Raw genomic sequence first — 12,741 nt, 5'->3', positions numbered from 1 at the left:
AATAAATACAAACTCATTGGGCTATTTTTACTATTAGCCAGTGCAATATTAAAAGCCCAACAGACCGTTGTGTTAAGCAGTGGCGAATGGCTGCCATTCCAGTCACAAAACCTCAAACACGGCGATGTCGTGGCGCACATCGTTAGCGAAGCATTTAAAACGCAAGACATACAAGTGGAGCTGGAATACTACCCATGAAAGCGCGGTTATTTGCTTGCTAAAAACGCAAGCATTGATGGGACATTCGTGTGGTCCAAAAAAGATGAACGCTTTGCGGACTTTTTGTATAGCGATACCGTTATTACGGATGTTCCGGTTGTGTTCTATCAAAAAGATGCACCGATTCCTTGGGAAGCTGAGAACTGGGAAAGTCTAAAAGACATTAAAGTCGGGGCGACGATCGGATATACCTATCTATCGAACTTCAGAAAATATGAAACAGAGGGTTTGATTCAGGTAGAGCGATCGGAAACAGATTCATTAAACTTCAAAAAATTACTGCGTGGACGAATAGGTGCTTTCCCAGCAAGCTTAAACACCGGTTATGGGCTGTTGCAAAGCGAATTCACGCAAGAAGAAATTGATCAGTTAACTTACACCCCTCAAATGCGTCCCTCTTATCAGCCGACCACATTCCATTTATTGATTAGTAAGCTCACTCCAGACGCAGAAAGTATCATGTCAGCATTCAATAAAGGACTAACGAAATTGAGAAAATCTGGGTACTATGAAAAGTTTCTAAAACAATCGCGAAATGGTTTCTATGAAGTTTCAGATTAAGGCCCCCACTTTAAAATAGAGGCCCCAAACAGTGCTCTAAAAAAGGCGATCTAAATGTGCTTCAAATCGTTTAAGGTCGTCATCGACGCTTGGGTTTTTCATCACGTCATAGGCCACGAACGTTTCAAGCGGCTCCATTGCGAAGAACCGAAAATTCACATGCATCGGGAAGAACAAATCATCAACCGTTTTGCCTTGGAATAAATATTCACCTGGGTCATTAAACGCTTCTTCGAGTGCGTTGAAAGTTAATGACAGCATATATTTTTTACCCGCTGCTATGCCTCCACCGCCATAGTTTTTCTTAGGTGCTTAGTGGGTACGCCCATCAACGTTGCACAACTAGCCACCCATACCAGCCGTGTAGACTTCATCCATATATTTTTTGAATGTCCATGTCACGCCCATCCAATTCACAGGCGTTTGAAGAGTCACAACATCAGCCCAAACATGATTCGCAACTTGTTCATCCACATCATATTCTTCTGCAGAATTCACAACGCGCGTTTCATGCCCCTTTTCTTGTAGACGAGCCTCTGCCAGCTCCACCATGGTTTTGTTTAATCGACCTTCTGAAAAAGGGTAAGGATGATGCCCGTTAAGAATTAGCACGATTTTTTGCAGGTTCAAGCACCTCGCGTTAACTGGGCACCCGAGAAAACTAGTTGTTAATACGAAATTTGAGTTAGAAAAGAGCGATACGCCTTCACAGATGCATCAGGAACCTCTTCCATCGGTAGATGCCCCACGTCTTCAAATATATACATTTGGGTTTGAGCGATTTCTTTTTGAAACCGATGAGCATTGGCTACCGGAAAATAAAGATCCTCTTGTCCCCACATTACAAACGTTGGAACGCTTACATCAGAAATTAACTGTGAGTCTTGGTCTAGACGCGCTTTAACACGTTTTGGGAACGCCGCTAAATTACCCGGATAACGGGACAACTCAAAATATCGATCCACTAGCTTTTCATCAACCAAGGCTGAATCGAAATACACATCCCTTAGGCCAATGTCATACATAAATCGAGGAGAAAAATGGCTCATTATCGTATCGAACACCGGCCATTGTGCGAGCTGAATAGGTGGTGGCCAGCGCTCTTGAGGATAACCTAGTGAGTTCATCAAAGTTAAACTTGCAACCTGCTCAGGTTTTTCTAGCGCGTATTGCCATGCAATGCGCCCACCTAATGAACTACCCACGAAATGTGCGGATTCAATATTCAAATGCCCAAGAAATTGCTTTAAAAAGGTCACATCGTCTGACACTTCGTAGCGGTCTTTGTAGTCAGGACCGGTCAAGCCAAAACCAGGTAAATCCATACGGATAATGCGGTAATGCTGTTTCAATGATTCAGTCCATGCATCCCAAGTATGCAGTGAAGATGCCGTACCATGAATCAAAACGATTACATCGCCCTCTCCTTCATCCCGATAATGAATACGGTTTCCATCGAGCTCCATAAATGAAGAAGATGAGTTGGTATATTTTTGCTCTAATACTTGTGGGTCGATGGATTGACTGCACGCACTGAGAAGTAAGCTAAGTACAAGAACGAAAGCGCTAAAAATTCGCATCACAATTCAGTCCTGTGGGGTTATGATTGAAGATGCGAATGTTAAAAGTAAGCCAAACAGCAACCTAGGTCCTTCGGTAACACGTTTATGTCTATTGGTAACACTGTCTCATGCGCAGCAGCGCAAGACCTAGTCGATATATGTCTTGAGTTAGACATTTTATCGACGAAAACACTGAGTGAGCTGGGATGGGATAGGTCATGGAGCAATAGCCCTGACTCGCGCCTACCAGAATCGGTTCTGATCTCTTTATGGCAAGAGATCGACAAGCACGATAAAGGACGAGGCCTTGGTTTACGCATTGGACAAACAATTAATCCAAACGCCAAGGGATTATTAGCAAGTTGGGTTAGTCAATGTAGTAATTTAGGCGAGGCATTAGAAGTATTTACAAACAATCTTGTGCTCATGAATGCCTCGGAGAACATCACCGTGCACAGGCAAGATAGCCTTGTTAGTTTGACCTTTAATATCGCAAGTAAACAACAATATCCTACCATCGCGATCGAACGCAGTATGAGCGCCGTGATGGCGTGGGCATATTCACTGACGGGTAATGAACTTACGATAGAAAAAGCCGAATTCAGTTTTCCAGAGCCTGATTACGCTCATCAATTTAAACAGATTTTTGGTCACTCAATTCGATTTAACGCTTCATCAAATAGAATCTCGATCAAAGCGCAAGCACTTGAGCTCCCAATCGTCAGCAGCAACTCGTTAGTGAAAGGGATAATTCAATCGAAAGCCTCAGAGCTACTATCAGATATTCAAGGCACAAGCTCGACCCAAGAAAAAGTAAAAAAACGCATAGAAGAAAGAATCAAAAGCTCAGAACCAGTTAGTGCGGAATTAATTAGCGCCTCGCTGGGAATGAGCAGACAAACGCTCTACAGGAAGCTAAAAGAAGAGAGCAGCGATTTTAAAACTTTGTTCGATCAAATAAGAAAAGAGGAAGCAGCAAAACAACTAGATCGAGGAGTGAACCTGTCTTCGTTGAGTTTGCATCTGGGCTTTAAAGAGACGAGCGGCTTTTACAAGGCTTACAAGCGTTGGTTTGGCCACTCTCCTAAAGCGGTCTCTCGAGATCAAACTAAGAACTAGAAGCTAAGAACTAGGTCAAAGCTGATCTCTTCTCGCGAAATGCCCTAGCCCATTCGGACAGACGTGATCGCAGGGTGTTTTAGTAACACTTTATTTGCTGCTTTCTCAGCTTTGTCACCAAGATGCAAATGAATGATGTGTTTCTTCTGCGCTACATAACGACCCAATTGAGTAAAGTCGCGGTGAACTCGACGTAAACCCAGTAGCCCTGCCTCCCACGTGCAGAACCCAATCACAAGTCCGCAAAAAATGAGTCCTGCGCTCATGTATTCTGAACTCATTAAACCCAGACCTAAAAAACCGAAAAGCGCCACACCGGACAGGAACAAACCAAATATTAAGCCTGACCGCATCGACGGAATCGCATCCGTTTTCAGTAACTCGTTTTCAGCCTTGAGATGATGCGTGTCGACGCCATAGGCGTCGCCGCTCCAAACAGAAATGCTATCCTTCTCTACTCCAGCTTCCATCAACTCGTTTTGAATTAGCTCAACTTCGTCTAAATCGTCTGCCACAAAATACGTGTCTTTCATACGCTTACCCTCGTTCAAAGTAGGATCAGTTCGCAAAAAGAAATACGCTGTAAACGATATTTGCGTTGAGTCATAAAAGTGAATAAATGTAAAAAGACTGATAGTCGTCCCTAATGGTGCAAAATCTCCACCTTAAACTCAGACTCAATCGATTGAATAAAGGCCTTAATGGGAACGCTGAGCGCTTGCTCATCTTGATTATTCAGGCACAAACCTATCGTGCGGTTGATATCGAAATCTTCGATTGGGATAAAGTTCAGATCATAAGGGGTTGTTCGATTCGTCATAATCGACACACCAACATTCGCGGCAACCAACGGCAACACAAAATCGTCCCGTTCGATCTGCATGATTGTCTCAGGGTTAATGGATTGATTCTGAAAGGCATCAAATACCTTCTTTGTAGATGGTGGCATTACTGCAGGCTCACATTCAGCATAGGACGATGATGAACATTCGTGACGCTATAAAAAAAGAGGGCTTGGTACTTCCAAGCCCTCCTCAACCTGTCGGGAATTATTGCGCGTCATTGATCAGCGGAAACCTGCTTTATATTTCAGGACAACTCCCCTTTGATCAAGGGCAAATGCTTCACATCTGAAAACTCGGCGACACATTATCTCTAGAACAAGGCAAGCAAGCCGCACACATAGCCGCACTAAAGGTATTGAGCCAAATTGATGCTGCACTCAAAGATACGCCGTTTCGCTTTAGCAAAATCATTCGCTTAGACGGTTTTATCAACGCCACAGACTCATTCACACAACATGCCGACGTGCTAAATGGCGCTTCAGACTTATTTGCGAAAGTATTAGGTGAGCAAGCAGGACACATTAGAACCGTACATGGCTGCAATAGTCTGCCTGCTGGGGCAAGTGTGGAGTTGGCCGTGACGGTAGAACTTTCAAGTCAATATGTGATCGAACTCCCCTATCAACCTGCCTATTTTTTAGAGATTAATGCACGGAAATAGACATTAGCCGACCTAAGTGTCGCACCGATCACTATACCCGCTTCAAGAGGTTAGGTGACGTTAGCGATATGGTTATTGCTGAACAAACCTGATTCTTCTCACGGTGTATATAATACTGGCCTTCATGACTCTCCATCTATCACTCCAACACAAAACACAACCATTAGTTCTGTCATCCGCTCAATTCCTTCTGGCATAGCCATCCCAGTAATTGAATACCCTTCAATGTAAGGAATAATTAATGAAACCGTTTCGGCAGCACTTTTTTCACTGTGTGCTACGGGGAGTAATTTGGCCATGAGAATACTGGCCATTTCTTTGTAGTACTCAAGTATATATTTTTTGATGGCGTCATTGCGACTAGAGATTGCCCAGTATTCTCTGAAGATTCTACACATGTCAGAGAGATGGACGCCCTGGCTTAGAAATGCGCTGATCAAAGGTGAAAGTTTTTCCTCTAGGCTATTCCGATCTTTTAAAGTGTTGATGCTTCTGAGTTCATCTAAGCATTGTTCAAAGTATCGGTCTGCCATGGCCTTTAACAGTTCGTCTCTATTCTTGAAGTAATACTGAACATTACTGAGTGACATGTCGGCATGACTTGCCACTTGGCGCATGGTCACTCCGAAGCTGCCTTGGTTTTTAAGCATCTCCAATGCTACATCAATTATTTTCTCAGTTTTTGCGTTTAGCTTCACTTTTAGAATCCGGTTAGTTCTTTAAATCAATTGTTGATATTTTAGGTCGTTCGACCTATATTTTCCAGAACTAGGTCGTATGACCTAGTTCTTTGATTGAATATAAAGGAGAACAGATGAAAGCGCTTGTTGTGGAGAATAAAAGTATCAGCCTTCAAGAGGGTTTGAGATTGCCAAAAACAAAAGGCAATGAGCTCCTGGTTAAGGTCGTCTGCGCTTCCGTCAATCAATTGGATGCCGAAAATATTCAGGGGAAGTATGACTTTTTACTTAAGATATTGGGCAGCAATTATCCGGTGAAAACGGGTATTGAGTTTTCAGGTATCGTGGTAGAGGGATGTGGTAAGTTCAAACAAGGTAATAAGGTGTTTGGCTACGTGAACTTGATGAAGGGCGTAAAGGCACATCAGGAATACATTTCAGTAAGTGAAGACTATATCGCGCTCATACCAGATGGATTGAGCTTTGAGCAGTCAGCGGCATTGCCCTTGGGCGCTCTGACTAGCCTAGTCGCGTTGCGAGACATCGGTGGTCTAACTCAAGGCTCGCGAGTCTTAATCAATGGTGCATCAGGCGGCTTGGGGGTGTATGCCATTCAGTTGGCGAAGATCTTCGGTGCGTCGGTGACTGCCATCGCTGGAGCAGAGCAGGAGACCTTCTTAAATTCACTGGGGGCGGATAAGGTCATCAACTATCACGAACAGCCAATCGAAAGCTTAACGGAAACCTTTGATGTCCTGTTAGATCTGTCCAATCAAAAACTATTCAAAGAGATTAAGCATCTTCTGAAAGCAAAAGGACGATTTATACCGGCTGAGCCGAATAAGCATTTGTTGAATATAGTCGCGAGTTTCTTTACTGCGAAGAAAACCAATTATCTGATGGTGGATAGAGGTGATCATGAACAGTTAACACAAATTTCCGAGTGGGTTAAAGAAGGAAAGCTAAAGCCATATGTCGATAGCGTGTATGCCTTTGAAAACTACCAAAGCGCTTTTGATCGACTGCGGGCTAAAGGCAAACAAGGCAGGATTGTGATTAAGATTTCGGCTAATGCAGGTGCTTAATCCTGACGATTCCTAATTGCTTAATACAAGGTCCTGTAATATCGCTGAATTCAATGGATCGCTGCAACACACTCATTAAATCGGTCTGCAGGGGTATCAGACTCCAATGTTTTTCGTATCGAGAGTTTGACTCTCTAGCAATGTTATCCAGTTCTTTTTAAGAGTGAACTGGCAGGTCTGTGCCTTTCAGAAAATAATCTCTCAGTAGGCGATTAGTATTCTCGTTGCTACTTCTTTGCCAAAGGCTCTGAGGATTACAAAAGTAAATCTGAATGTCGGTCGCTAGCGTAGGTTTTTGTTGTGAGCTCATCTCATGGCTACGATCCCAAGTCAGTGGCTTATACAACTCAACAGGTTACTTTTTAGTTTGCTCGATTAACGCATTGATCACCGTATCTGATTTTCTGTCAGCAACCTTAACGAGTATTGAATAGCGAGTGTGACGCTCTACTTACGTCGCTATAAAAGCGTAGTTTTTTTCCTTGTATTAAATCTCCCTCCCAGTGACCTAGTAAAGCCCTGTCTTCGAGCGAAACAGCTCGTTCAAGGATGGAGACTGCATTTGGTATCCCGCCAAGACCTTCTCCTTTTAATGATGAAGTTCTTGCTCTGCGTATTAATCTCTTTGATCTCAATAGCAATTGGAGCTCTTTCTTTAATGCGCCTCTAGCTTGTATGAATAGGCTCTTATAGATCATTTCATGCAACACTTGGTACGATTCAACCTTTGGAAAAGCCTTTTTTAGCCAGCACGATATTTGTTCAGGAGACCACTTCAATCCTAATTTCTTTTCAAGGGGGGATACTAAATGAGGATTTTCTTTTAACTTACAAAGTTTAGGTCGTTTAGCATCCTCCCAAGCACGACTATCAGCCTTCGCCGCACGATACTTCTTAATTCCTCCATAACGATTAACTTCGCGAGTAATTGTTGATGGGGAACGATTAAGGTTGTGCGCAATTTGACTGATGAATAACTTGGCAACTATACCTTTAGAGATTTCTTCCATTTGTTATTTTGACAAGGCGCACGGCGATCTTTTGCGCTCAGACTGTCTGATGCTTCCTGTCGGTGAAAAAATATTGTATACAGAGCTAGATGATCGACTAATTGAAGTTATTGATTCTCCCTCGCTGTATCTATCCCAGATAAAATCTTTAATTTCTTCAGAATGAAAAATTCTAGTTTTGTAAACCATATCGCTTTGCCTCCATCTTTAGATATAAAAATAGAGTGTTGCGACGATCAATTAAATTTAGATCGAATAGCGAACCTTTGAGATCTGTTTGAACCGACTCTTTCAATCCTCAGATCGCATAAACCCTAACGAAAAGAATTCAGACAAAACCAACAAAAGTAGTTTCATTGCTTAAAATTAGAATGCGGTCAACAACTAAAGAGAACTATGTGTCATAACAGATTTTATCGATCAGTATAAAGGAAACATCGCTATTGCTAATTCCTGGGAGATGAGATATTTCATAGATCGGTAACCACCAAGCCAATTCCAATCGATATCAATACAGAGCATATTAAACGCTTTAAAACCAATTGCTTTTCCTTAAACACCAATATTGAAATGACCGTTGCTAAGACAATACCGCAATTGCTAATGGCTACCGCCGATGAGGCAGGTAAACTGATCATAGCCCGAACAACAAGCGCATATGCAACACCAATAAAAAGACCACCCAATACAACCAATATCGAATGCGGTCTTTTCTCTGGCACAAAAGTGTCGATACTTCTAAATTGTTGAATTGACAAAAAAACGAAAGAAGCGAAATACCCAACCGATATATAGCCAAGTTGAGCACTAAAACTGGGTAGATAGTTGACTGCTACTTTGTCGCTCAGCGAATAAATGCTCGTACCTATCGCCGCAAGTGATGCCCATTTCATCGCTGGGACAGTGCGCTCGCCCGGGTCAACCTTAGCTAATAGCCATAATCCAGAAATACTAAGGAAAATGCCCGCCATGCCCCATAAGCCTAACTGTTCATCAAATAGTAACCATGCCCAAAGCGCTATTAAAACTGGAGAACTTCTGGCAATTGGATAAACAAACGATACGCTAGCCAGGTGATAGGCACGTCTAAGAGCGAAGAAATAAAATACATTAGCTACTGCGGAAAAAAAAAGGGCGATTATGAGTTCAGCGTTCCATTGAGCCTCGATAACCAAACTGGTTATTGCCCAAGGCGCAAAAATAAGCGTATGGGCCAATAAGCCCCACCACAAAAAATTTGCGCGCGGATCCGCTAAACGAGTCATTACGTTCCATGCGACATGCATTAGAACCGATAGCGTCAACAATGCCAAGGCATTATCGATCATGGGCTACTCCCTAGTTGACCCGTTTATGTGCTTGGAATGTGCTCATAACGTTAAGGTCATGCCATCATAGCCAGCAATGACATCACTAGGCAGCTTATCTCCGTGCTGCTTTAACCACCTATCAAAGTCGTGCCCAATGTGAGTCATGATCGTCTTTCGTGGTCCAATAGAATCGTGTAAGGCCAAAGTTTCGTTGAGATTGTTGTGGTTTCTATTGTCAACATCAGGTGGAGAACTTGTATCAATAATCAGATACTCCAAATCGGTAGAAGTGAGGTATTCAAGCACTTTAGGCGGTAAGCCTTTTGTGTCGGTGAAATACGCCACCGATTTCCCGGCACACTGGAATAAATACCCATAGGTGAGTTTTGAATGAATTAGAGGTAATGAAGTCACCTCAAGATTTTCCAATTTTAGAGTCGCGTATTTCTTTTGATGGATAAACTCGAGCAAGCCGGGGTGTTTGTACAAATCAGCGCAGCCATCCTTATCGGGGGGACAAAATACCGAAATGTTGGGCTCTTTCCCCCAGCGGATATGAAACAAACCCTGTACGTGATCAGGATGAAAATGTGTTAGAAATATTGCATTCAGAAAAGACGCTTCAAATCGCTCGCCAATATCCATGATTCCTGCATCGATAAGGTAAGCCGCACCTTCAACTTCCAGCAATGCGCTAGCTGGCCTTCTCCTGAGTGAAGGATCTGATTTCGCTGCACTACAAACCGAACATTGGCAACCAAACAGCGGAACTCCGCCTGCCGCCCCCGTGCCCAAGAGCGTTATTTGCATAGTGATGCAGCCTCTTTGGCACAAAGTTTCCTTGTCACAATCATTTCAAATAGTTTCTCACCCGCCTTCTCCAAAGAATGATTATTTTCAACATAAGGAATGCTCTGGGATAGAAGAAGATTTTCGTCTTGCTGTGCTTTAGCAAGCCGTTTTTCAATCTGCTCTTCAGACTCCCTGCCACGGGAAACCAGGCGGTCTCGCAGTATGTTGGTATCAACATGAATCAATATCGGATACAGCATATCGAAACGTTTGCGCGCTACAGATAAATACGAGCGAGAGCCGTTAACCACTACACTAATCCCGCGGCTTAACCACTTTTCCACCTCAATGCCGATACCATAGTGTGTGCCATGACTGTACCAATCCATAGAAAAGAATCCCGCTTCTTTGCGATGTATAAATTCATCCTCCGATAAAGCGACATGGTTCTCCCCCCCAGCATCAGCTTGTCGCGTGATATAACGGTGAGCAAAGGCGATACCGTGCTCAGGACGACAGCGTTGGCGCAGGTAGTGGATTAAAGAATCCTTACCCGCACCGGAAGGGCCGATGATATAAAACAACCTAGCCATGGTCATATTGCACCTGAAAAACCAGGTCTCCCGCGCTCCAAGTACGTGAAATTTGGGGAAGACCACCGGGCTGCCCAACGGCAATGAGGTCTGCCCTTTTTCCTGAAGCAATTTCACCACGGTCTTCCAGCCTTGCCGCCTTGGCCGGATTGTAAGTCACTAGTTTAATTGCCTCCGCTAATGACATGTCGACTAGTTTAGGAATCTCAAACACAGCCACAATCAAAGCCGCAGGAGAATAGTCTGCACACAGACAGTCAGCCACGCCATGCTCTATGGCTTCGATCGCTTTCATTGAACCTGACTGACTCTTTCCTCGCAAAATATTAGGAGCGCCAAAGACGGTTGCCATATTAGCTGATTTAGCAGCTTTGGCCGCTTCCAAGTTAATCGGAAATTCTGAGATATCTGCGCCAATTTCTCTCATCGTCGCTACTCGTTCAACTGATTCATCATCATGACTAGCCACTGAAATATTACGTTGATGAGCAAGCGTACTGAGCTCTTTCATACGTTCAAACGCTCCAGCAGCCGAGCTTACCTTGCGTTCAACAATATCATCAATTTCGGCTTCAGTTTTCTTATACGTGCGACTCAAATAATTCTTGTAAGCTGCCATGTCCTTGAACTGCCCCTGACCTGGCGTATGATCCATCATTGAAATCATGTGCATCGCATCCTCCTCAAGCAATTTCTTGAGAATTGGCACACCGGTTTCGTCTGTAATTTCATATCGGCAGTGAACACGATTATCCACCAAAGCATGTGGTTGCCATTCATGCACAGCGCGCGCAACATTTGCAGCAAAGTCATTGTTTCGCACGCCAAGTTCTTCATGCGCAAAAGACAAGGCATGATAAACAGTCGTGATCCCGGCAGCCGCATTGCGTTTATCTGCCTGAGCACAGGCAAAATCTAGAGGAAAGTGAACATTCGGGCGCGGTTCAACTTCTTTTTCCAGAGCGTCGCAATGAATGTCTATCATGCCAGGCATCAAGAGATCTCCCTGTAAATCGATCACTTGCTCCACAGAGACTTCATCAGGATTAATCGAGTGAATAAAACCGTCTTCAATCAGCAAAGAGGCATCGTTTAATATTTCGTCGCGTAGTACGATTGAAGCGTTCGTAAGCAGTGTCTTCATGCGTGAGTCATCTCTAGTAATTGGTCTACGGATTTAGGAATTTGAAGTTCAACGACGTGCTCCGCCATTTTTTCAACCAGTGCTGGATCATGAAAAATAGCCAGCATGGCGACGCCTTGCTCTTTCAACTTCTGCAATTCACCCAGCACCACGTCGGTCGTAATGGGATCTAGACTGGAGGTAGGTTCATCAAGCAGCAGCAATCTGGGCTTGGCTACCAAGCTTCGTGCTAGATTGACTCGCTGTTTCTCGCCACCGGAAAAGTTTGCCGGAGATAAACTCCATAACCGTTCAGGTAAATTCAAACGTGCCAGCATATCGCGAGCACTATCCAGCGCTTCGTGCATGCTTGCACCACGTTTCAAAAGAGATTGAGCGACAATAAACTCGCTAGGTTTGCGCGGTAATATGTGAAGAAACTGCGTGACAAAACTAATCTCATCCTGCCTTAGCTGTAGTATCTGGTGCTCATTGGCTTTCGCTAAATCGATCTTATGACCCTTCGCTGTTTGATAGAGTATTCGCCCATAGGTAGGTAAATAGGTTCGATAAATTCCCTTGAGTACACTTGATTTACCTGAACCAGTCGGACCGATAAGCGCAGTAAGCTTCCCTTTATAAACAGAAAGCTCTACATTTTGCGAAGACGGGATAACTTTCCCCTGTTCGTGCAAGACAAACTTCTTTGCATAACGTTGAACACGAAGTAAGCAGTCGTTATTAGGGTTAATTGAAGTATTGATCATAATATCCGCCCCCCTACTATAGTGCCGAGGCAACAAGACGTTGCGTGTAGGCATGCTGTGGGTCTTCGAGTACTTGATCCGTTAAGCCCGACTCAATCACTCGACCGTATTTCATCACAAGTGTTCGCCCAGCAAGCAGACGAATAACGCCAAGGTCATGGGTCACCACAATCATGGCGGTTTCCATCTCTTGCTGTATTTCCATAATCAAGTCGAGAATGGCCGCTTGTACGGATAGGTCTAATCCCGTTGTCACCTCATCAAGAAATAACAGTGGAGGATACGTCGACAAGGCTTTGGCGATTTGAACTCGCTGCTGCATACCGCCAGAGAAGGTTTTGGGCAATGCATCGATTCTTGCTGTCGGCACCTCAGTGCGATGCAATAGTGATCTTGCACGCTCTCTTATATGGC

The 12,741-nt window shown here is 43.9% G+C and carries 14 protein-coding genes and 4 pseudogenes; 6 read left to right on the top strand and 12 right to left on the bottom strand.

Annotation, left to right across the window (positions count from 1 at the left end):
- Nucleotides 1–198: pseudogene (locus A3762_RS28025) on the top strand (hypothetical protein); the annotation flags it as partial.
- 12 nt (nucleotides 199–210) lie between these two features.
- Nucleotides 211–780, top strand: coding sequence for an ABC transporter substrate-binding protein (locus A3762_RS24370; protein WP_068758059.1), 570 nt, complete (start codon nucleotides 211–213; stop codon nucleotides 778–780).
- A gap of 36 nt (nucleotides 781–816) precedes the next feature.
- Here A3762_RS24370 and A3762_RS24365 read toward each other — a convergent pair.
- Nucleotides 817–1,392: pseudogene (locus A3762_RS24365) on the bottom strand (NAD(P)H-dependent oxidoreductase).
- A gap of 56 nt (nucleotides 1,393–1,448) precedes the next feature.
- The gene (locus A3762_RS24360) at nucleotides 1,449–2,360 is read right to left on the bottom strand and encodes an alpha/beta fold hydrolase (protein WP_068758057.1); all 912 of its coding nucleotides are present in this window, start codon (nucleotides 2,358–2,360) and stop codon (nucleotides 1,449–1,451) included.
- A gap of 87 nt (nucleotides 2,361–2,447) precedes the next feature.
- On the opposite strand from A3762_RS24360, the gene A3762_RS24355 reads away from it, so the two are divergent.
- Nucleotides 2,448–3,461: an AraC family transcriptional regulator gene (locus tag A3762_RS24355; protein ID WP_068758055.1), complete on the top strand. Its 1,014-nt coding sequence runs from the start codon at nucleotides 2,448–2,450 to the stop codon at nucleotides 3,459–3,461.
- Between the two features lie 44 nt (nucleotides 3,462–3,505).
- Here the strand turns inward: A3762_RS24355 and A3762_RS24350 are convergent, their stop codons facing one another.
- Complete coding sequence (locus tag A3762_RS24350) at nucleotides 3,506–3,994, bottom strand: hypothetical protein (RefSeq protein WP_068758053.1); 489 nt, start codon at nucleotides 3,992–3,994, stop codon at nucleotides 3,506–3,508.
- A 110-nt stretch (nucleotides 3,995–4,104) separates the two neighbouring features.
- Nucleotides 4,105–4,410, bottom strand: coding sequence for a LysR family transcriptional regulator substrate-binding protein (locus A3762_RS24345; protein WP_068477135.1), 306 nt, complete (start codon nucleotides 4,408–4,410; stop codon nucleotides 4,105–4,107).
- A 29-nt stretch (nucleotides 4,411–4,439) separates the two neighbouring features.
- Here A3762_RS24345 and A3762_RS26705 point away from each other — a divergent pair, with 29 nt between their 5' ends.
- Entirely contained in the window at nucleotides 4,440–4,595 is a 156-nt protein-coding gene (locus A3762_RS26705; RefSeq protein WP_156493721.1) for a hypothetical protein, read from the top strand.
- Nucleotides 4,596–4,607: 12 nt separating this feature from the next.
- Nucleotides 4,608–4,967, top strand: a pseudogene (locus A3762_RS24340) (RidA family protein); the annotation flags it as partial.
- 122 nt (nucleotides 4,968–5,089) lie between these two features.
- Here A3762_RS24340 and A3762_RS24335 read toward each other — a convergent pair.
- The gene (locus tag A3762_RS24335; protein ID WP_197469026.1) at nucleotides 5,090–5,665 is read right to left on the bottom strand and encodes a TetR/AcrR family transcriptional regulator; all 576 of its coding nucleotides are present in this window, start codon (nucleotides 5,663–5,665) and stop codon (nucleotides 5,090–5,092) included.
- Between the two features lie 116 nt (nucleotides 5,666–5,781).
- Between A3762_RS24335 and A3762_RS24330 the strand changes: the two genes are divergently transcribed.
- A complete protein-coding gene (locus A3762_RS24330; RefSeq protein ID WP_068758049.1) occupies nucleotides 5,782–6,732 on the top strand; it encodes an NAD(P)-dependent alcohol dehydrogenase in 951 nt (316 codons plus the stop codon).
- A 50-nt stretch (nucleotides 6,733–6,782) separates the two neighbouring features.
- Here A3762_RS24330 and A3762_RS24325 read toward each other — a convergent pair.
- From A3762_RS24325 to A3762_RS24295, 7 genes and pseudogenes are all read right to left on the bottom strand, one after another.
- A pseudogene (locus tag A3762_RS24325) lies at nucleotides 6,783–7,931 on the bottom strand (IS30 family transposase).
- 281 nt (nucleotides 7,932–8,212) lie between these two features.
- Nucleotides 8,213–9,070: an EamA family transporter gene (locus A3762_RS24320; RefSeq protein ID WP_068482052.1), complete on the bottom strand. Its 858-nt coding sequence runs from the start codon at nucleotides 9,068–9,070 to the stop codon at nucleotides 8,213–8,215.
- Nucleotides 9,071–9,112: 42 nt separating this feature from the next.
- On the bottom strand, nucleotides 9,113–9,862 hold the full coding sequence (phnP, locus tag A3762_RS24315) for a phosphonate metabolism protein PhnP (protein ID WP_068502221.1): 750 nt from the start codon (nucleotides 9,860–9,862) through the stop codon (nucleotides 9,113–9,115).
- Nucleotides 9,853–10,443, bottom strand: a complete 591-nt coding sequence (gene phnN, locus A3762_RS24310) for a phosphonate metabolism protein/1,5-bisphosphokinase (PRPP-forming) PhnN (protein ID WP_068479487.1) — start codon at nucleotides 10,441–10,443, stop codon at nucleotides 9,853–9,855. Before phnN ends, phnP begins: the two co-directional genes overlap by 10 nt.
- A complete protein-coding gene (locus tag A3762_RS24305; RefSeq protein ID WP_068482049.1) occupies nucleotides 10,430–11,581 on the bottom strand; it encodes an alpha-D-ribose 1-methylphosphonate 5-triphosphate diphosphatase in 1,152 nt (383 codons plus the stop codon). The genes phnN and A3762_RS24305 overlap by 14 nt, the downstream gene beginning before the upstream one ends.
- Nucleotides 11,578–12,327, bottom strand: coding sequence for a phosphonate C-P lyase system protein PhnL (gene phnL, locus A3762_RS24300; protein ID WP_068475048.1), 750 nt, complete (start codon nucleotides 12,325–12,327; stop codon nucleotides 11,578–11,580). Before phnL ends, A3762_RS24305 begins: the two co-directional genes overlap by 4 nt.
- A 16-nt stretch (nucleotides 12,328–12,343) precedes the next feature.
- Nucleotides 12,344–12,741, bottom strand: a 398-nt coding sequence (locus A3762_RS24295) for an ATP-binding cassette domain-containing protein (RefSeq protein ID WP_156493720.1), incomplete at its 5' end; no start/stop codon positions are given.

Source organism: Oleiphilus sp. HI0125, assembly GCF_001635355.1.
Note: the sequence above shows the minus strand (reverse complement) of the source record. Positions and strands in the feature narration are given on the sequence as shown.